The sequence below is a fragment of the Mesocryomonas lacus genome, assembly GCF_055730135.2.
In genome coordinates this window covers 103,983-123,758 of sequence record NZ_JBUZWE020000013.1, presented here as the reverse complement: position 1 = coordinate 123,758, position 19,776 = coordinate 103,983, and the positions used below count along the sequence as shown (strand labels likewise).

The 19,776-nt window shown below is 68.0% G+C and carries 18 protein-coding genes; 13 read left to right on the top strand and 5 right to left on the bottom strand.

Annotated features, from left to right (window positions below; genetic code table 11):
- The first annotated feature begins 4 nt into the window (after positions 1-4).
- The 5 genes from exbD to ACZLZY_RS19535 all read left to right on the top strand — a co-directional run bounded on the left by exbD (position 5) and on the right by ACZLZY_RS19535 (position 6,014).
- Positions 5-520 carry a TonB system transport protein ExbD gene (gene exbD / locus ACZLZY_RS19555; protein WP_472935721.1) on the top strand — a complete coding sequence of 172 codons (516 nt, stop codon included), beginning with the start codon at positions 5-7 and terminating at the stop codon, positions 518-520.
- A complete protein-coding gene (locus ACZLZY_RS19550; protein ID WP_472935720.1) occupies positions 517-1,518 on the top strand; it encodes an energy transducer TonB family protein in 1,002 nt (333 codons plus the stop codon). The genes exbD and ACZLZY_RS19550 overlap by 4 nt, the downstream gene beginning before the upstream one ends.
- Positions 1,519-1,737: 219 nt before the next feature.
- Complete coding sequence (locus ACZLZY_RS19545; RefSeq protein ID WP_472935719.1) at positions 1,738-2,607, top strand: fumarylacetoacetate hydrolase family protein; 870 nt, start codon at positions 1,738-1,740, stop codon at positions 2,605-2,607.
- A complete protein-coding gene (locus ACZLZY_RS19540; RefSeq protein ID WP_472935718.1) occupies positions 2,604-3,341 on the top strand; it encodes an SDR family NAD(P)-dependent oxidoreductase in 738 nt (245 codons plus the stop codon). Before ACZLZY_RS19545 ends, ACZLZY_RS19540 begins: the two co-directional genes overlap by 4 nt.
- Before the next feature lie 366 nt (positions 3,342-3,707).
- Complete coding sequence (locus ACZLZY_RS19535) at positions 3,708-6,014, top strand: putative bifunctional diguanylate cyclase/phosphodiesterase (protein ID WP_472935717.1); 2,307 nt, start codon at positions 3,708-3,710, stop codon at positions 6,012-6,014.
- A 48-nt stretch (positions 6,015-6,062) separates the two neighbouring features.
- Here ACZLZY_RS19535 and otnC read toward each other — a convergent pair whose 3' ends face one another.
- Positions 6,063-6,701 (bottom strand): 3-oxo-tetronate 4-phosphate decarboxylase, encoded by a 639-nt coding sequence (gene otnC, locus ACZLZY_RS19530; RefSeq protein WP_472935716.1) that lies wholly within the window; start codon positions 6,699-6,701, stop codon positions 6,063-6,065.
- Positions 6,702-6,711: 10 nt separating this feature from the next.
- On the bottom strand, positions 6,712-7,719 hold the full coding sequence (locus tag ACZLZY_RS19525) for a LacI family DNA-binding transcriptional regulator (protein WP_472935715.1): 1,008 nt from the start codon (positions 7,717-7,719) through the stop codon (positions 6,712-6,714).
- A gap of 246 nt (positions 7,720-7,965) precedes the next feature.
- On the opposite strand from ACZLZY_RS19525, the gene ltnD reads away from it, so the two are divergent.
- The 8 genes from ltnD to ACZLZY_RS19485 all read left to right on the top strand — a co-directional run bounded on the left by ltnD (position 7,966) and on the right by ACZLZY_RS19485 (position 16,563).
- Entirely contained in the window at positions 7,966-8,961 is a 996-nt protein-coding gene (ltnD, locus tag ACZLZY_RS19520; RefSeq protein WP_472935714.1) for an L-threonate dehydrogenase, read from the top strand.
- Positions 8,961-9,752, top strand: coding sequence for a 2-oxo-tetronate isomerase (otnI, locus tag ACZLZY_RS19515; RefSeq protein ID WP_472935713.1), 792 nt, complete (start codon positions 8,961-8,963; stop codon positions 9,750-9,752). The genes ltnD and otnI overlap by 1 nt, the downstream gene beginning before the upstream one ends.
- Positions 9,749-11,008: a 3-oxo-tetronate kinase gene (gene otnK / locus ACZLZY_RS19510; protein WP_472935712.1), complete on the top strand. Its 1,260-nt coding sequence runs from the start codon at positions 9,749-9,751 to the stop codon at positions 11,006-11,008. The genes otnI and otnK overlap by 4 nt, the downstream gene beginning before the upstream one ends.
- A gap of 11 nt (positions 11,009-11,019) precedes the next feature.
- Positions 11,020-11,787 (top strand): SDR family oxidoreductase, encoded by a 768-nt coding sequence (locus tag ACZLZY_RS19505; protein WP_472935711.1) that lies wholly within the window; start codon positions 11,020-11,022, stop codon positions 11,785-11,787.
- A 93-nt stretch (positions 11,788-11,880) separates the two neighbouring features.
- On the top strand, positions 11,881-12,945 hold the full coding sequence (locus ACZLZY_RS19500) for an ABC transporter ATP-binding protein (protein ID WP_472935710.1): 1,065 nt from the start codon (positions 11,881-11,883) through the stop codon (positions 12,943-12,945).
- A 184-nt stretch (positions 12,946-13,129) separates the two neighbouring features.
- Positions 13,130-14,443, top strand: a complete 1,314-nt coding sequence (locus ACZLZY_RS19495) for an ABC transporter substrate-binding protein (protein WP_472935709.1) — start codon at positions 13,130-13,132, stop codon at positions 14,441-14,443.
- Between the two features lie 223 nt (positions 14,444-14,666).
- Positions 14,667-15,614 carry a carbohydrate ABC transporter permease gene (locus ACZLZY_RS19490; protein ID WP_472935708.1) on the top strand — a complete coding sequence of 316 codons (948 nt, stop codon included), beginning with the start codon at positions 14,667-14,669 and terminating at the stop codon, positions 15,612-15,614.
- A gap of 49 nt (positions 15,615-15,663) precedes the next feature.
- Positions 15,664-16,563, top strand: coding sequence for a carbohydrate ABC transporter permease (locus ACZLZY_RS19485; RefSeq protein ID WP_472935707.1), 900 nt, complete (start codon positions 15,664-15,666; stop codon positions 16,561-16,563).
- 233 nt (positions 16,564-16,796) lie between these two features.
- Here the strand turns inward: ACZLZY_RS19485 and ACZLZY_RS19480 are convergent, their stop codons facing one another.
- From ACZLZY_RS19480 to ACZLZY_RS19470, 3 genes are all read right to left on the bottom strand, one after another.
- Complete coding sequence (locus ACZLZY_RS19480) at positions 16,797-17,681, bottom strand: DMT family transporter (RefSeq protein ID WP_472935706.1); 885 nt, start codon at positions 17,679-17,681, stop codon at positions 16,797-16,799.
- A gap of 283 nt (positions 17,682-17,964) precedes the next feature.
- Complete coding sequence (locus ACZLZY_RS19475; RefSeq protein WP_472935705.1) at positions 17,965-18,435, bottom strand: nuclear transport factor 2 family protein; 471 nt, start codon at positions 18,433-18,435, stop codon at positions 17,965-17,967.
- An 88-nt stretch (positions 18,436-18,523) separates the two neighbouring features.
- The gene (locus ACZLZY_RS19470; RefSeq protein WP_472935704.1) at positions 18,524-19,702 is read right to left on the bottom strand and encodes an NAD-dependent epimerase/dehydratase family protein; all 1,179 of its coding nucleotides are present in this window, start codon (positions 19,700-19,702) and stop codon (positions 18,524-18,526) included.
- Positions 19,703-19,776: the final 74 nt, after the last annotated feature.

The following is a 19,776-nucleotide window of genomic DNA, read 5'->3' as shown; positions in this document are numbered from 1 at the left end:
CGCCATGGGGATCAGCCTCAAGGACAGCGGCGACGACGACATCGGCGAAGTCTCCGACATCAACGTCACCCCCTTCATCGACGTCGTGCTGGTGCTCCTGATCATCTTCATGGTTGCCGCGCCGCTTTCGACCGTCGACATTCCCGTCGACCTGCCGGTCTCCAACGCCGCGCCGCAGCCCCGGCCGGAGGAGCCGCTGTTCCTGACGGTGAAGGACGACCTGTCGCTGTCGGTCGGCAACGACACGGTGCCGCGCGAAGCGCTGCAGGCGACGCTCGATGCGCGCACCGAAGGCGACCGCGAGCAGCGCATCTACCTCCGGGCCGACGGCAAGGTCGCCTATGCCGACCTGATGGAGGTGATGAACGGACTTCGCGGCGCCGGCTACCTGAAGATCGGCCTCGTCGGTCTCGAGGACACCGGCCAGGCCGCCGCTGCCACGCCAACTGCGACGGGCGCGCCGCTGCAGAGCGCGCCGGCCGTGCCGACTGACGCCGCCAGCGGTCCAACGGCACCATGAACCGAGGCAGAGACCCGCGCGCCATCGAGGCGTCCGGCAACGGCTTCTGGCGCTGGGGTCTTGCCGCCACCTTCGTCGCCGGCGCCTATGCCGGCGCCGTCTGGCTGGCGCTCGCCATGCCGCAGCCGGAGGGCGTCGAGGGCGCGGTCAACGAGGCCGTGATGATCGAGCTCGAGCCCTTGGTCGCCGAGGTCGAGGCGCCGCCGCCGGCGCCCGAGCCGGAGCCTGAAGCCGAGATCGCCGAGGCCCCGCCCGAGCCCGTCGCGCCGCCCCCCGTCGTCGAACCGCCGCCGCCGGAGCCGAAGGTGGCTCCGCCGCCGCCCGAACCCGCCCCGCCGGAGCCGGAGCCCCCGGTGGTGGAGTCGCCGCCCGTGGAGCCGCCTCCTCCGGTCGAGCCGCCGATTGCCGAGCCCCCGCCGCCGGAACCGCCTGTCGTCGAGCCGCCACCCGAGCCAGCGCCGCCGCCTGAGCCTGAGCCGGTCGAGGAAGAGGTCGTGCCGGAGCTGCCGGCAGCGGAGACGACGGCGGACGCGGTCCTCAACGCCCCCATCCCGATGGCGCGCCCGACGCCGCCGCGGCCGCGACCCGCGGTGGCGGAGAAGGCACCGGAAAAGCCAAGGCCGCGCAAGGCCGCCGCGCCGCCGCCAAAGCGCGCCGTGTCGCGGGCGGCCGCTGCTGCACCGGCCTCGCGGGCCCCCGCGGCCAGCAACAGCGCTGCGGCGCCGCGCGTGTCCCCGGCGTCCTGGCAGCGCCAGGCGGTCAGCCATTTCCGCAAATTCCGGCGCCAGGTGTCGGTGCGCACCCGCGGCGTTGCGCGGGTCGCCGTCACCATCGACCGCGGCGGAAGGGTGCTGTCGGCAAGGCTCGCCTCGTCCTCCGGCAATGCCGAGTTCGATGACGAAGCGGTCGCTCTGGTGCGACGCGCGAGCCCGATCCCCGCGCCGCCCGACGGCGTCGGCGGCAAGACGCTGTCGCTGACCGTCCCGGTAAACATGTAGGGCTCCCGTATCAGCCCGATGGGGGCGCGGCCCATGGGCCGTGCGCCCCCTGTTGGACCCGCGTTTCCAAAGCCGCCAGCGCTTTCTCGAAAAAACTGGGCTACTAGTCCAGAAGTTGACCGCCGACGCATTGACCGTGCCGGCGAATTCGATCACTCAAAACGCTAGGGTCCGGGGAGAGTGCGCCCAAAGGGCCGTTGGGGGTTTGGGAGATACTGCATGAAACTGCTGCGCCACGGGCCTTTCGGCTCTGAACGTCCGGGCCTACTCGCTGCCGACGGGACCCTCCGGGATCTGTCGGGGGTGATCGCCGATATCGACGATGCCGCGCTGTCGCCCGAGGGCCTGGCCCGGCTGACGGCGATCGACCCCGCGACCTTGCCCGAGGTCGCCGCAGGCACGCGTCTCGGCTGCCCGGTCGCGCGGGTGCGCAAGTTCATCGCCATCGGCCTCAACTTCTCCGACCATGCCGCCGAATCCGGGCTGCCGGTACCAAGCGAGCCGGTGGTGTTCACCAAGGCGACAAGCTGCATCGTCGGTCCGAACGACGACGTCATGCTGCCGCAAGGCTCGGTGAAGACCGACTGGGAGGTCGAGCTCGGCGTCGTCATCGGCACCACCGCCCGCTACGTCGCCGAGGCCGACGCGCTGAAGCACGTCGCCGGCTATGCCCTGATCCACGACGTCTCCGAGCGGGAGTTCCAAATCGAGCGCGGCGGCACCTGGGACAAGGGCAAGGGCTGCGACACGTTCGGCCCGATCGGGCCCTGGCTGGTGACCTCCGACGAGGTCGGCAATCCGCAGTCGCTGTCGATGTGGCTCGACGTCAACGGCGTGCGCCAGCAGACCGGCACCACCGCCACGATGATCTTCACCGTCGCCCACATCGTCGCCTATGTCAGTCGCTTCCTGACGCTCGAGCCCGGCGACGTCATCACCACCGGCACGCCGCCCGGCGTCGGCATGGGCCAGAAGCCGCCGCGCTACCTCAAGGCCGGTGACGTCGTAACGCTCGGCATCGACAGGCTCGGCGAGCAGCGCCAGGACGTCGTCTCGTTCGAGAGCGTCTACGCCCCGGCCGCCGAATGAGCGCCCGCTTCGAGGGCCGCCGGGCGGTCGTCACCGGCGGGGCCTCCGGCATCGGCCGCGCCGTCGCAGCGCGGCTGACCAACGAGGGCGCGCGGGTGGCGATCTGGGACCGCGATGCGGCGCGTGCGACCGCTGCCGCCGCCGATATCGGCGGCATCGCCATCGGCCTCGACATCACCGACTGGCCGGCGGTCGAGCGGGCCGCCGCCGATACCGTAGCGCAGCTCGGGGGCATCGACATCCTCGTCGCCTCGGCCGGCATCACCGGCCCGAACGCCACGCTCATCGACTATCCCGTCGACGCGTGGCGCCAGGTGTTCGACGTCAACGTCCACGGCCTCTTCCACTGCAACAAGGCGGTGGCGGCGGTGATGAAGGCCGCGGGCTACGGGCGGATCGTCAACATCGCCTCGGTCGCCGGCAAGGAGGGCAATCCCAACGCCTCGGCCTATTCCGCCTCCAAGGCCGCGGTGATCGGCCTCACAAAGTCGCTCGGCAAGGAGCTCGCCGCATCCGGCGTCACCGTCAACGCCGTCACACCCGCGGCGGTGAAGACCGCGATCTTCGACCAGATGAGCGAGGCGCACATCGCCTTCATGCTGTCGAAGATCCCGATCGGGCGTTTCGGCACGGTCGACGAGGTCACGAGCCTCGTCTGCTGGCTTGCGAGCGGAGAGTGCTCCTTCACCACCGGCGCTGTCTTCGACATTTCCGGCGGACGGGCGACCTACTAGAGGGTTTTAATACCCTGGGCCCGCCTGATGGACGCTCATGCTTTGCAAGTTGCCGCGGAGTCTTGTCTGGAAAACATCTTGGTTGCCCAGCAGCGTCTCTAGACCATGTGCGGAAAACCTTGTGCGTCTCGATGGGCGCACAAGGTCACCCTGACTTATAATTTAAAGCTTATATCGACCGTCGTCAGTTCGGACGCTCGCCGAAGGCTCCAGACAAGTGAGGACCTCTCCAAAGCCCACCTTCCCTTGCGGCGGTTTTGGGTCGAGACATTTCAAGCTGAGGATGCAACTCCCCCACATTTCACGTTTTCTTATTCGGTAGCCAGCTATATTATGGGCGGATCTCCGATCGGCGAGGCAACGTCCGTGTCATCCCAATTCCAAGACGATATGGACCCGCTGGCCGAGGCGCACGGAGCCACCGGTCCTTCAAAGGCGCCGACACAGGCACTTCAGGCCTTGGTCGATACGACGCGCCTCCGTTTCGGCGTGGCCATCTGCGGGGTGACGCTGGTCGAAAAGCACGAGGTTCGCTTCGCCGCCGTCAGTGGCATCTCCGCCGGAAGCTTCCCGCTGGGCCAGGCTTTCTGCACCGAAGCGATCCGGCAGGACGGGGTGATGCTGGTCGAGGATGCGCGAAACGATCCTCGCTTCGACCGGTCGAGCCTCGTCGCCGGCGCGCTCGGCATCCGCTTCTATGCCGGCGTGCCGCTGACCTCCGGAGCCGGCCTGGCGCTGGGCACGCTCTGCCTGCTCGACCCCGAACCGCGGCAGCTGTCGCCCGAAGACGTCGACATGCTGCGCGAACTGGCGGTCGTGGCGCTGGCTTTGATCGAGGACGACCGGGCTGCCCACGAAATCCTGCGAGGCTCCTCCGACGCCGAGAGCCAGCGCCGCTTCTCCGAAGCCGAGCGCCTAAAACTTCTGGCGAGCAGCCGCCAGTTCGAACGCAGCGAGGAACTTGCCCATGTCGGCGGATGGGCCTTCGACCTCGCGTCCGAAGCTGTGACCTGGTCGGATGAACTCTACCGGATCTGCGAAATCCCGGTCGGCACGCCGATGACGCGGGCCCGGGCACTGTCGATCTTTCCTGAAACGAGCCGGGCCCTGTTCAGCGCGCTGGTCGAACGGGCGATCCGGCAAGGCGGCAGCTTCAACCAGGAGATCGAGATCGCCACCGCGGCAGGGGCGCATAAATGGGTGCGGATTGCCGGCGACGTCGATGGCGTCGACGGCGTGCCCGTCCACCTGTTCGGCATTCTCCAGGATATTTCACAACAGCACGCCTCCGAACAGGCGCTCTGGCACACCGCGCACCATGATGCCCTGACCGGCCTTGCCAACCGTGCCTATGCGGCGCTCAACCTGACCCGGATCTTCAGCCGGCGCGATGCGGTATCGGCCGCCGCGATCGAAAGCGGCGAGGCGATCGGCATGCTGATGATCGATGTCGACCGGTTGAAGGAGGTCAACGACACGCTGGGCCATGATGCCGGCGACGTGCTGTTGCGGACCGTGGCGACCCGGATCACCGGCGCGGTCGGCGAGGACTGCCTGGTGGCACGGATCGGCGGCGACGAGTTCAAGGTGATGTTCGAACGACCGGTATCACCGCGCCGGCTGGAGGCCACCAGCCAGGCGATCCACGCCGCGATGCAGGAGAAGCTGAGGTTCGAGGACCAGATGATCACGCCTCAGGTGTCGATCGGCGGCGCCAGCGCCAGCGTCAGCGACACGCCGGAAACGCTGCGTCAGAAGGCGGACCTTGCGCTCTACGAGAGCAAGCGGCGGGGCCGCGGCGGCTATGCCGAGTTCCGCGACGACATGCGGGCGGCGATCGTTCGCCGCACCGCCACCATGCGGAAGGTGGACGAGGCGCTGGCCGAGGGGCGGATCGTGCCGTTCTACCAGCCGATCGTGCGGCTCGACACCTGCCGGCTCACCGGGGTCGAGGCCCTCGCAAGGATGATCGGGCGGGATGGCACGGTGGTATCGGCCGTCGACTTCCATGAAGCGCTGGCCGACCCGCGCATCGGCCACGACCTCACCAGCGCCATGCTGCCGCAGGTGGCGGCCGACATCCGGCGCTGGTTCGATGCCGGGCTGACCATCGACCATGTCGGCGTCAACATCGCCGCCACCGATTTTCAGGTCGGTGACCTGCGGAACCGGCTGATGGACGCCTTCGGCCAGCACGACGTGCCGCTGGGCAAGGTGCTACTGGAGGTGACCGAGACGATCTTCCTCGACGACAAGCACGCCGCCGTCGTGCAGACCGTCGACGATCTCCGCCGCGACGGCCTGCGCGTCGCGCTCGACGATTTCGGCACCGGCTACGCCTCGCTGACGCATCTGCGCAGCCTGCCGGTCGACGTCATCAAGATCGACAAGTCCTTCGTCCACGGCATGCTGACGGACCGGGCAAGCGGACCGATCGTCGAGGCGCTGATCGACCTCGCCCGCAAGCTGCGGCTCGACGTCATCGCGGAGGGCATCGAGGGTCTGGCCGAGGCCGAGCATCTGCGCGGGCTCGGCTGCCCGCTCGGCCAGGGCTATTTCTTCGCCCGCCCCGCCAACGCGACCTTCACCGCCGTCATGCTCGACGGTTTCGGCGTCAAGGGCGGCGAAAGCGCCGGGCAAGCGCCGGAGCGCGCCTGCGGCACACGCGGCTGACGGACAGCTGTTCCGGCGCCACCCCCGCGGCCCGTCGGCGGCCGCTGTCTAGCTCGGGAAGGCCCTTGCCAGGTCCTCGACGGCCTCGCAGGTCAGCGGCGAAGTCTTGCGGTCGCCGAGGAGGAAGAAGATCTTCGCTGTCTCCTCCAGTTCCTCCATGATCAGCACCGCGTCTTCCAGCGATTTTCCCGCGACGATCGGGCCATGATTGGCCAGCAGCATCGCGTGGTGGTCGCGGGCGGCGGTCTCGACCGCTGACGCCAGCGCCCGGTCGCCCGGCCGGAAATACGGTACCAGCGGCAGCTTGCCGACCTTCATCACGTGATAGGCGGTGAGCGGCGGCAGGACGTTCGAGGGATCGGCGTGGCAGAGGCAGGAGACGGCGACCGAAGCAGTGGAGTGGAGATGCACGATCGCCTGCGCCGTCGGCCGTACGGCGTAGACCGCAAGGTGGAAGAAGGCCTCCTTCGACGGCGGGTCGCCGGCCAACAGCGTGCCGTCCGGCGAGACCTTCGAGATGCGGCTCGCGTCGAGCCGGCCGAGCGAGGAGTTGGTGGGGGTGACGAGGATCGATCCGTCCGCCAGCCGCACCGAGAGATTGCCGGCGCTGGCATGCGCCAGCCGGCGTTCGTAGAGCAGCGCCCCGGTGCGCACGATCTCGTCCCGCAGCTGCGCTTCGTCGGTCATCTCATCCCTTTCATACGGTGGCGCCCTCGATCAGTTCGAAGCCGAGATCGACCGTCTCGGCCGGTCCGCCGGCAAACAGCAGCTCGGCCGCGACCTCGCCGACGCGGGTGCGCGGCGTCAGGATCGTCGTCAGCGGCTGTGGTGCGAGGCGGGTGATGTCCAGTCCGTTGTAGCCCATGACGGCAAGGTCGCCCGGAATGGCGATGCCGTGCGACAGGCAGTGGAACAGCCCGCCCAGCGCCATGTCGTCGTTGGAGAAATAGACCGCGTCGAGATCCGGGGTCTGGCCAAGCAGCAGCGCGAGGCCATCGCGGCCGGATTCGATCGAGGAGGGCGTGCGCATGATCGTCTCCGCGACCAGCGGGACGCCCTCCCTCGCCAACGTGGCCAGGAAACTGTCTCGGCGCTTCTCCGCGCGGTGGTCGTGCGACAGGTCGTGGCCGACATAGCCGATGCGCCGGTGGCCGCGGCGCAGCAGCAGCGCCGCGCTCGCCTCGCCGGCGGCCCGGTTGGAATAGCCGACCACGATGTCGATGCCCTCGCCGTCGACGTCCAGCACCTCGGCAATCCGGACGCCCGCGCCGCGCAGCATGGCGGATGTTCGCGGCGTGTGGTCGAGGCCGGTGACGACAAGCGCGGCCGGCCGCCAGGCGAGCATAGCGGCGACAAGCTTTTCCTCACGGTCGATGTCGTAGTCGGTGACGCCGATCACCGGCTGGTAGCCGGCGGTGTCGAGCACCCGGCTGATGCCGCGCAGGAGATCGGGGAACACCACATTGCCGAGCGAGGCGATGACGACGCCGACGAGCGTCGAGCCGGCCGAGGCGAGCGTGCCGGCCAGCCGGTTCGGGACGTAGCCGAGCGTCTCCACCGCCTCGCGCACCCGCGCCCGCACCTTTTGCGAGGAAGCGCCTTGCTCGCGCAGCACCCGCGACACCGTGCTCTCGCTGACGCCGGCGAGCCGCGCCACCTCGCTGATGGTCACCGACGCCCCGCCGCGTGCCTTGCGATTCCGCATCTCTTCTGACTGCACGGTGCTGCCTGTTCAGGTTTGCCGGCAGGTTCGCCCGCCGGGCGAGCATGCCCGGCCCGATCTTGCACAGTTTCGAGGCGGCGTCTCGGATATTTGGCAGCGCTGCCAGTTTTGGGTTGGCAGCGCTGCCAAGGTCGGCTAGCGTCAGGCAAGCTTGCAAAAGGCAGCACCCGCAAGAGCCGTCACGGCCATCGGGAGCGGGAGGATTTTTCCCCCCGCGGGGGAGGAAACATGGCGACGGACCCTTCCGTTCACAGCAGACGCTCTGCCGTCATCGGGCTGGGCTCGATGGGCATTGGCATGGCCAGCTCGCTGCTGCGCGCCGGCCACCAGGTCGCCGGCTTCGACGTCACCCCCGCTGCCCTCGACGCCTTTGCCGATGCCGGCGGCACCGCCGCCGCCAGTGCCATGGAGGCCGTGCGCGGCGCGGACGTGGTGTTCAGCGTCGTCGTCAACGCCGCCCAGACCGAGGCGCTGCTGTTTGGCGAAAGCGGGATCGCCGACGCGATGGAACCGGGCGCGGTCTTCGTCTCCTCCGCCACCATGGATCCCGACATCGCCCGCCGTCTTGCCGCAAAGCTCGAGGCGGCCGGCCGGCTCTACCTCGATGCCCCCATGTCGGGCGGGCCGGTGCGCGCGGCCAAGGGCGAGCTGACGATGATGGCCTCGGGCTCCACTGCTGCCTTCGAGAAGGCCCGGCCCGGCCTCGATGCCGTGGCGGCCAAGGTCTACGAACTTGGTGATGCCGCGGGCGCCGGGGCCGCGTTCAAGATAATCAACCAGCTGCTCGCCGGCGTCCACATCGCCGCCGCCTGCGAGGCGATCGCGTTTGCCGCCAAGCAAGGCCTCGATCTCGGCAGGGTCTACGAGGTCATCACTGCCTCGGCCGGCAATTCCTGGATGTTTGCCGACCGCATCCCGCACGTCCTCGACGGCGACTACCGGCCGAAGAGCGCGGTCGACATCTTCGTGAAGGATCTTGGCATCGTCCAGGACATGGCGCGGACGGCGCGGTTTCCGGTGCCGATCTCGGCCGCAGCGTTGCAGATGTTTCTTGCCGCTTCCGGCTCCGGCATGGGCCGCGAGGACGATGCGTCGGTCGCGCGCGTCTACGCCGCGCTCGCCGGCGTCGATTTGCCCGGCGCTTCAGAGGGGCTCGGTACCTCGCAGGTGCCCGGTACCGCACAGGCGACCGCTTCCTCCGCTGAACCCGGAAAGCCCGCCTGATGCCGCGCTTTGCCGCCAATCTCACCATGATGTTCAACGAGGTGCCGTTCCTCGACCGTTTCGCGGCGGCGGCGGATGCGGGCTTCGACGCCGTCGAGTTCCTGTTTCCCTACGACCACCCGGCCGAGGAGATCGGGCGCCAGCTCGCCGACAACGGCCTGACGCAGGCGCTGTTCAACCTGCCGCCTGGCCATTGGGCTTCTGGCGAACGCGGGATCGCCTGCCTGCCGGAGCGGGCCGGCGAGCTGCGCGAGGGCGTCGAGGCGGCACTCGCCTATGCCGAGGCGACCGGCGTCAAGCGCCTGCACCTGATGGCGGGGCTCGGCGATCCCCGGGATCCCCAGGCCGTCGATGCCTACCGCGACGCCGTCGCCTGGACCGCCGCGCGGCTCGGCGAGGCCGGGATCGACCTCGTGCTCGAGCCGATCAACGGCCGCGACATGCCCGGCTATTTTCTCAACGATTTCGGCGCCGCCGCGGCACTGATCCACGACCTCGACCTTCCGAACCTCAAACTGCAGTTCGACATCTACCACTGCCAGATCCTGCACGGCGACGTCACCGTGGCCTTGCGGGACCTGATGCCGATCATCGGCCATGTGCAGGTCGCGAGCGTTCCGGCGCGGCACGAGCCGATGACCGGGGAGCTGAACGATCTCGCTGTCTTCGCCGAGATCGACCGGCTCGGCTATACCGGCTTCGTCGGCTGCGAATACCGCCCCGCGGGCGCAACGCTCGACGGCCTCGGCTGGCTGGACATCGCCCGGCAAGCCAGCGGGGCGACGGCATGACGCTCCGCCTCGGCGCCATCGCCGACGACTATACCGGCGCCTCCGACCTTGCCAATACGCTGGCGAAGAACGGCCTGCGCACGGTCCAGACGATCGGCGTGCCGGCAGCCGGCCTCGTGCTGCCGGACGTCGACGCCGTGGTGGTGTCGCTGAAGAGCCGCTCGATCCCCGCCGCCGAGGCTGTCGCGCTGTCGCGGGCCGCGCAGGACTGGATCACGGCGCATGGGGCCGGGCATGTTCTCTTCAAGGTCTGCTCGACCTTCGATTCCACCGATGCCGGCAATATCGGCCAGGTGATGGATGCGCTGCGCGAGCGGACGGGGGACGCGGCGGTGCTGGTTACCCCCGCTTTTCCGGAGACCGGCCGCACCGTCTATGCCGGCAACCTCTTCGTGCTGGGCGTTCCGCTAGCCGAGAGCCCGATGAAGGACCATCCGCTCAACCCGATGCGCGACAGCGACCTGCGCCGGGTCTTGGCGCGTCAGTCCACCCAGGCTGTCGGCCTCGTCAGTCTTGCAACCGTGGCCGAGGGCCCCGAGGCGGTGGCGGCAGCGCTGGCGGCGGCGTCGGCGCGTGGCGAGGGCGCGGCGATCGTCGATGCCGTGTTCGAGGCGGATCTCGAGACCATCGGCCGGGCGGCTCTTTTCCAGAAACTTTCCGTCGGCGCCTCCGGCCTCGGCCTCGGCCTTGCCCGGGCGCTGGCGCCCGAAGGCGAGCGGGCCGGCGCAAAACCCTTCGCCGCGCTCGGTGGGTTCTCCGCTTGCCTTTCCGGCAGCTGCTCGGCTCAGACGCTGCGCCAGGTGGCGGCGGCGGACGCGATCATGCCGGTGCTGCGGCTCGACACCGAGGCGGTGCTGGCCGGCCCCGAAGCGGTGGCCGAGGCGCTCGCCTGGGCCGAGGCGAGGCTTTCCGACGGCCCGGTGCTTATCGCCTCGACGGCGGCGCCCGAGGCCGTCACCTCGCTGCAGAAGAGCCATGGCGGCATGGCAGTCGGGCGGGCGATCGAAGAGGCCTTCGCCGAAATCGCCGCCGGCCTCGTCGCCGCCGGCGTGCACCGGCTCGTCGTCGCGGGGGGCGAGACCTCGGGCGCGGTGGTCGACCGGCTCGGCCTCACCGCCTTCGAGCTCGGCCCCGAGATCGCGCCGGGCGTTCCGGTGCTGAAGAGCATTGCCGGCCCCGACATGCGGCTGGCCCTGAAATCCGGCAATTTCGGCGGCGTGGACTTCTTCCACGACGCCCTCGAGCTGATGCCATGAGCGAGACCCGCATGAGCCAAGCCCCCTCCTCATCCCGAATTGGCCTCGTCACCGGCGGTGGCACCGGCGTCGGCAAGGCGATGACCAAGGCGCTGATGGAAGCCGGCTGGACGTTGGTGATCACCGGCCGCCGACGCGACGTGCTGGATGCTGCCGTTACCGAGCTCTCCGGCGATGACGGCCGGATCGTCGCCGTCGCCGCCGATATCGGCGATCCCGCCTCCGTCACCGGCCTCTTCGCCGAGATCAAGAGCCGCTTCGGCCGGCTCGACCTTCTCGTCAACAATGCCGGCACCAACGTGCCGCCGATCGCGCTGGAAGACGTCTCGTTCGAGCAGTGGAACAGCATTGTCGCGGCCAACCTCACCGGTGCCTTCCTGTGCACGCAGGAAGCCTTCAGGCTGTTCAAGGCGCAGAGCCCGCGCGGCGGGCGGATCATTAATAACGGCTCGATCTCGGCGACGACGCCGCGGCCGAACTCGGCGCCCTACACCGCGACCAAGCACGCGATCTCCGGCCTGACCAAGGCGACGGCGCTCGACGGGCGCCCGTTCGACATCGCCTGCGGCCAGATCGACATCGGCAATGCCGCAAGCGCGATGACCACCACTATCCAGTCCGGCGCGCTGCAGGCGAACGGCACCACCGCCGCCGAGGCGACGATGGACCCCCGGCACGTCGCCGACGCCGTGGTGCAGATGGCCGGGCTGCCGCTCGACGTCAACGTTCTCACCATGACGATCATGGCGACGAAAATGCCCTATGTCGGCCGCGGCTGACCTAGCCAACACATTCTTTGCCGGCTCCGCCGGACGTACCGGCGACAAGAGGCTGAAAGCCCGCGCCAACTGAGATTTGGGAGGAAAATGCGCATGGCATCGGTCGATATCGTCGACGTCAAGAAATCCTTCGGGGCACACCCCGTCATCCGCGGCGTCAACGTGCGCATCGAGGACGGCGAGTTCGTGATCCTCGTCGGCCCGTCCGGCTGCGGGAAGTCGACGCTCTTGCGCATGCTGGCGGGCCTCGAGCACGTCTCAGCGGGCGAGATCTTCATCGGCGACCGCGTGGTCAACGATCTCCCGCCGAAGGACCGGGACATCGCCATGGTGTTCCAGAACTACGCGCTCTACCCGCACATGACGGTCGCCGAGAACATGGCCTTCTCGCTGACCCTGAAGAACGCGGCAAAGTCTGAGATCGAGACGCGGGTGAAGCCCGCCGCCGAGATCCTCGGCCTCTCCGCCTATCTCGACCGCTATCCGCGCCAGCTCTCCGGCGGCCAGCGCCAGCGCGTGGCGATGGGCCGGGCGATCGTGCGCGACCCGCAGGTCTTCCTGTTCGACGAGCCGCTGTCGAACCTCGACGCGAAGCTCCGCGTCTCGATGCGCACCGAGATCAAGAACCTCCACCAGCGCCTGACCACCACGACCGTCTACGTCACCCACGACCAGATCGAGGCGATGACCATGGCCGACAAGATCGTCGTCATGCAGGACGGGCGGGTCGAGCAGATCGGCGCGCCGCTGGAACTCTACGACCGGCCGAACAACCTCTTCGTCGCCGGCTTCATCGGCTCGCCCGCGATGAACATGCTGAACGGCCGGCTCGACGTGAACGACCCGACGAAGTTCGTCACCGAGGACGGGACCGTGCTGCCTGTCTCGGGCTCCCGCCCCGAGGCGCTGGGGCGCGCGCTGGTCTATGGCGCGCGGCCGGAGGCGATCACGCTCGGCGGCGACATCAAGCTGCAGGTGGTGGTGATCGAGCCGACCGGCTCGGAAAGCCAGGTGCTCGGCAAGATCGGCCATACCGACGTCACCTGCGTCTTCCGCGACCGCGTGACGGTGCGGCCGGGCGAGTTCATCCCGGTCTCGATCGACCCGAAGGCGGTGCATCTCTTCGACGCCGCCACCGGTCAGCGCCTGTCGGTCTGACGGGACGACGACGCGCATCGGCCGAAAGTCGCGATCGATTTTCGGCGCGGCCGGTGCGCAGGATCAAAGCTTCGAAGCGCTCCTTCCCTAAAGGAAGAAACGCTTCGGCCCAGCATAAGCGCGGCGGCATCCCGGGAGGGCCGACCGCGCATCCACCAAACTCCCGACCCGTGGAGGAAACAGCATGATCGACCGCAGAAAACTTCTCGTCGCCTCGGCCGGCCTCGTCGCCGGCACGGCCCTCGGCGGACGCTTCGGCGTCGGCCAGGCCTTCGCGCAAGGCGCGATGCCGGCCTACAAGCCCGAGGAAGGCGCCTCGCTGCGCCTCCTGCGCTGGGCGCCCTTCGTGCCGGCGGAAGAAGCCGCCTGGATCGAGAACACCAAAAAGTTCACCGAGAAGACCGGCGTCGAGGTTCGCATCGACAAGGAGAGCTGGGAGGACGTGCGTCCGAAGGCTGCTGTCGCCGCCAATGTCGGCTCCGGCCCGGACATGGTGATGAGCTGGTTCGACGACCCGCAGCAGTACCCGGACAAGCTGCTCGATGTCACCGAGCTCGGCGAGGCCGTGGGCGCGGCCAATGGCGGCTGGTATTCGGGCATCGAATCCTACGCCAAGCGCGACGGCAAGTTCATCGCCATGCCGCTCTGCGCCATCGGCAATGCCGTGGTGTACCGCGACAGCCACATGAAGGCCGCTGGCTTCTCGGAGTTCCCTAAGGACACCGCCGGCTTCCTCGAGCTCTGCAAGTCGCTGCAGGCCAAGGGCACGCCCGCCGGCTTCCCGCACGGCAAGGCGGTCGGCGACGGCAACAACTACGCCCATTGGCTGCTCTGGAGCCATGGCGGCAAGATGGTCGACGAGGCCGGCAAGGTCACGATCAACAGCCCGGAGACGCTCGCCGCGGTGAAGTACGCGATGGAGCTCTACAAGACCTTCATTCCGGGCACCGAGAGCTGGCAGGACGTCAACAACAACCGCGCCTTCCTCGCCGGCCAGGTCTCGCTGACCGCCAACGGCGTCTCGGTCTACTACGCCGCCAAGAAGGACCCGGCGATGAAGGAGATCATGGACGACATGCGCTCCACCAATCTGCCGATCGGCCCGGTCGGCGAGAGCGTCGAGCTGCACCAGACCTCGACCCTGTCGATCTTCGCGCACACGAAATACCCCGAGGCGGCGAAGGCCTATCTCGCCCACATGTACGACACCGCCAACCTCAACGCCTGGATCACCGGCGCCAGCGCCTATTGCTGCCAGCCGCTGAAGGGCCTCGAGAACAACCCGGTCTGGACCTCGAACCCGATCCACGCGGCCTATGCCCGGGCGTCCTCGACGCTCCGGCCGAACGGCTATGCCGGCCCGCTGGGCGCTGCCTCGGCCGGCACCATGGCCGACTACGTGCTGGTCGACATGTTCGCGGAAGCCGTCACCGGCCAGTCCTCGCCGGAGGATGCGATCGCCAACGCCGAGAACCGGGCGAGCCGCTACTACCGCTAAGGCTTGAGGGGCTCACCCCCCTCTGCCCTGCCGGGCATCTCCCCCTCAAGGGGGGAGATCGGAAGCTGCGGCGTCGGAGACTATCGATCTCCCCACCTGAGGGGGAGATGGGCGGCAGCCCAGAGGGGGGCGAACTGCCGCCAGCGCGCCAAAAGGCCACCTCTCCCCCGAACATCGGCGTCCGCACACGGCGGGCGTCCCCTCCCCCTTTCGAGGAACACCGATGTCGACCACCACCACCAGACCGCACGCCGCGCCATCGCGAAAATCCGCCTTCGAGCGGCTGTCGCAGAGCCGCAACGGGCTCGGCTTCCTGTTCATGCTGCCGGCGGCGCTGTTCCTCATCGCCTTCCTCACCTATCCGCTCGGCCTCGGCGTCTGGCTCGGCTTCACCGACGCGAAGATAGGCCGGCCCGGCATCTTCATCGGGCTCGAGAACTACGAATTCCTGATGCGCGACCGGGTTTTCTGGATTTCGGTGTTCAACACCGTCACCTACACCGCCGTCGCCTCGGTGCTGAAGTTCGCGCTCGGCCTCTGGCTGGCGCTGCTGCTGAACGAGAACCTGCCGCTGAAATCCTTCTTCCGCGCGATCATCCTCCTGCCCTGGGTGGTGCCGACGGTGCTCTCGGCACTGGCCTTCTGGTGGATCTTCGACGCGCAGTTCTCGATCATCTCCTACGTCCTGATGAAGTGGGGGATCATCTCCTCGCCGATCAACTTCCTCGGTGACCCGACGAATGCGCGGATCTCGGTGATGGCCGCAAATGTCTGGCGCGGCATTCCCTTCGTCGCGATCTCGCTGCTGGCGGGCCTGCAGACCATTCCGGTCTCGCTGCACGAGGCGGCAGCGCTCGACGGCGCAACCTCCTGGCAGCGTTTCCGGCGGATCACCCTGCCGCTGCTGACGCCGATCATCGCCGTGGTGATGACCTTTTCGGTGCTCTTCACCTTCACCGACTTCCAGCTGATCTACGTCCTCACCAAGGGCGGGCCGGTGAACGCCACCCACCTGATGGCGACGCTGTCCTTCCAGCGCGGCATTTCCGGCGGGCAGCTCGGCGAGGGCGCGGCGATCGCGGTGTCGATGGTGCCGTTCCTGCTCGCCGCCATCCTGTTCAGCTTCTTCGGCCTGCAGCGGCGCAAATGGCAGCAGGGGGGCGGCGACTGATGCGCCCCGCTCCCGCCGCCCGCGCCACGCCATCTTCGAGGACCATGCCATGAGCAAGACCCATCCCGAGCCGACCGGCACGCTGACCGACGACGTCGTCGGCATGTCGCAGTTCAACTCGATGCCGCGCAGACTGGTGACGATCTACCTGCCTTTGTTGGTGTTCTGCTTCGTCCTGCTGTTCCCGTTCTACTGGATGGCGATCACCGCGGTGAAGCCGAACGACCAGCTGACCAACTACTCCGTCTACAGCCCGTTCTGGGTGGTCGGGCCGACGCTCGAGCACATCAAGTACCTCTTGTTCGAGACCTCCTATCCCGGCTGGCTGTGGAACACGACGCTGGTCGCCATCTGCTCGACCATCATTTCGCTCGCCGCCTCGGTCTTCGCGGCCTATGCGATCGAGCGGGTGCGCTTCACCGGCGCGCGGGTCAGCGGCCTGCTGATCTTCCTCGCCTACCTCATCCCACCCTCGATCCTCTTCATCCCGCTCGCCTTCATCGTCTTCCAGGTCGGCATCTTCGACAGTAAGCTGGCGCTGATCCTGACCTATCCGACCTTCCTCATCCCGTTCTGCACCTGGCTCTTGATGGGCTATTTCCGCTCGATCCCCTTCGAGCTCGAGGAAAGCGCCCTCGTCGACGGCGCCACCCGCTGGCAGATCCTCACCCGCGTCGTGCTCCCCTTGGCGGTGCCCGGCCTCATCTCCGCCGGCATCTTCGCCTTCACGCTCGCCTGGAACGAATTCATCTACGCGCTGACCTTCATCCAGTCCTCGGAGAACAAGACGCTGCCGGTCGGCGTGCTGACGGAACTGGTGCGCGGCGACGTCTACGAATGGGGCTCGCTGATGGCCGGCGCGCTGTTGGGATCACTGCCGGTGGTGATCCTGTACTCGTTCTTCGTGGACTATTACGTGTCGTCGATGACGGGCGCGGTGAAGGAGTAGGCGGCGCTGCTTGAGACCTAGCGCAACGTCCGAAACTTCGTCATCCCGGACTTGATCTCTGCGAAACCAACGGTTTCGCTGGGATCCATTCCAAACCGCATAAACGAGTGCGGTAAGGGTGGACATTCCCGTTCTGAAGCGGACTGCGCCGGACGCGGAGAGGAATGGATCCCGGATCAAGTCCGGGATGACGAAGCTGAGAGGCCGTGCCCAGAGAAAGCACGACTACCGCCCTACCCCCTTACCCCCCTCAACGCCCGCGCGTTCCGGTTCTCCCGCCACCAGATATACAGCCCGCTTCCCACCAGCACGGCCATGCCGAGAAGCGTCGTCTCGTGCAGGCCGTCGCCGAACCAGAACAGGCTGATGGCGGTGGCGAAGAGCATCTGGCTGTAGAGGAAGGGCGAGAGCAGCGAGGCCGGAGCGTGGCGGAAGGCGTTGATGAGGAGGGTGTGGCCGACGGCGCCAATCGTGCCGATCAGGAGCATCAGGCCTGCCACTGGTAAGGACGGCGTCTGCCAGAACGGAATCACGAGGACGGAGAGGATCACCGCGCCGGTGGCGGTGGTGTGGAACTGCGTCGCCGCCACGTCCTCGCTGCCGGCGAGCTGGCGGGTCAGCATGAGATAGGCGGCGTTGAGCACCGAGGAGCAGAGCGGCAGGAGGAGATAGGGATCGAACCCCGCCGAGCCCGGCCGGACGATCAGGATCACCCCAATGAAGCCGGCGAGGACGGCGCCGATGCGGTGCAGGCCGATCGTCTCCTTCAGGAAGATCACCGAGAACACGGTGACGAGGATCGGCGAGAAGAACATCACCGCCGTCGCGTCCGCCAGCGGCACTTTCGCCAGCGCGAAATACATCAGGAGAGTCGCGCCGAGCAGCGTCGCCCCGCGCACGCATTGTAGCACCGGACGCCGCGCGTGGAGGAAACGGGTGCCGGAGGTGCTGGCGAGGTAGGAGGAGACCAGTACGGTCTGCACGGCATAGCGACCCCAGACCACCTGGAGAACTGGGAGCAGCCCCGTCAGCGTCTTGCCGGTGGCGTCCATGAGCGAGAAGACCATGCCGGCGATGACGGTCAGGACGATGCCGGCGAGAAAGGAATTGCTGTTCACGGCGCGCCTGCTGTTCGCTGCGCTGTCGCCCGCGACACCGCGGGGGGACGAAAGCACAGCCGGAGGGATCGGGATAGCCTAGTATCCCACTTTCGGCAGCCTGACTGACGTTTTGGCAGAGGGACCAAGCCACCACCAGATGCGGATCTACCGCCGAATTGTCCGCCGGTCCTCCGACGCCGGACTCCGAAGCGCTTGCAATGGCCTTCCCACGGCCCGCAAGCGCGATCACACGGAGCGATGGTCGGCCGGTGCGGAGTGCCGTCTGCCTGACGCCCCGGCGCTAGAGGCCGAGCTCGGCGAGCCCCGGAAAGTCGCTGGGTCGCGGACCCTTCTCCCACGTGAAGCAGCGGTCGGTCTCGGCGATCGCCTGGTCGTTGATCGAGGCCTCGCGGCGCTGCATCAGGCCGTTGGCATCGAACTCCCAGTTCTCGTTGCCGTTGGCGCGGAACCAGTCGCCCTCGGCCGTGCGGTACTCGTAGGCGAAGCGCACGGCGATGCGGTTGTCGTGGAAGGCCCAGAGCTGCTTGATCAACCGATAGTCCAGCTCGCGCTGCCATTTGCGGGTGAGGAAGGCGACGATCGCCGGCCGGCCGGTGAAGAACTCCGACCGGTTGCGCCAGCGGCTGTTCTCGGTATAGGCGAGCGAGACGGCGGCGGGATCCTGCCGATTCCAGGCATCCTCGGCCTTGCGGGCCTTCTCGGTCGCGGTCTCGGCGGTGAAGGGCGGAAACGGCGGGCGGCTCTCGGACATCGTCTTCTCCTCGGGTCTCACGGGCGGCCGCATCGGCACGGCCCCCAACGGCACTGGCTGCAGCAATGGCAGCGGCCCTGCCGCCTACCTACTCCGCCGCTTCCGGCCGCACCCAGCGGCTGGTCGAGACGATCTTCGAGCGGTCGCAGCGGTCGGCATAGCGGCGGGCGACGTCGACCACCTCGGCAAGCAACCCGTCCGACAGTTTGGTCGGCGTGACGCCGAGGCCCATCAGCGTGTCGTTCGCCACCACGAGCTCGTTCTCGGCCGCTTCCTTGCGGGGGTTGTCGAGATGCTCGACCGGAACGCCCGTCATGGCCGAGACCATCGCGGCGAGATCGCGGATGCGGTGGGTCTCGGTCATCTGGTTGAGGATCCGCACCCGCGCCCCGCGCTCGGGCGGCGTCTCGGCGGCCAACAGGATGCAGCGCACGGTGTCGCGGATGTGGATGAAGGCGCGCGTCTGGCCGCCGGTGCCGTGCACGGTCAGGGGATGGCCGATGGCGGCCTGCATCAGGAAGCGATTCAGCACCGTGCCGTAGTCGCCGTCATAGTCGAAGCGGTTGACGAGGCGTGGGTCGAGCAAGGTCTCGTCGGTCGCGGTGCCCCAGACGATGCCCTGGTGCAGGTCGGTGATCCTGAGGCCGTCGTTCTTGGCGTAATAGAGGAAGAGCAGCTGATCCAGCGTCTTGGTCATGTGGTAGATCGAGCCGGGATCGACGGGGTAGAGGATCTCGACGTCGGCCGAGGTGCCGCCCGAGCGCAGCGTGGCGTCGATGTAGCCCTCGGGGATCGTCATGCCCTGCGCCTTGCCGTAGCCGTAGACGCCCATGGTGCCGAGGTGGACGAGATGCGCGTCCGGACAGGCCTCGACCATGGCGCAGAGCACGGCATGGGTGGCGTTGACGTTGTTGTCGACGGTGTAGCGCTTGTGGCGCGGCGACTTCATCGAATAGGGCGCGGCGCGCTGCTCGGCGAAATGCACGATGGCGTCCGGCCTCGTCTCGGCGAAGAGCGCCTCCAGTGCGTCGTAGTCGTGGGCGACGTCGAGGTGGACGAAATCGATCGGGGTGTTGCGGGTCTCCCGCCAAGCGGCGAGCCGCTCGTCGATGCCGGCGATCGGCGTCAGGCTGGAGGCGCCGAGCTCGAGGTCGGTCGCGCGGCGGACGAGATTGTCGACGATGACGACGCTGTGGCCTTGCGCGGCGAGATGAAGGCTCGTCGGCCATCCGCAGAAGCCGTCTCCGCCCAGAACGATGATCTTCATGACCGGCCGGTACTCCTTGCGATGGCGACCTTGGCATTTCCTTCCCAGCAGCCATATCCGCAACCGGGGGGCAA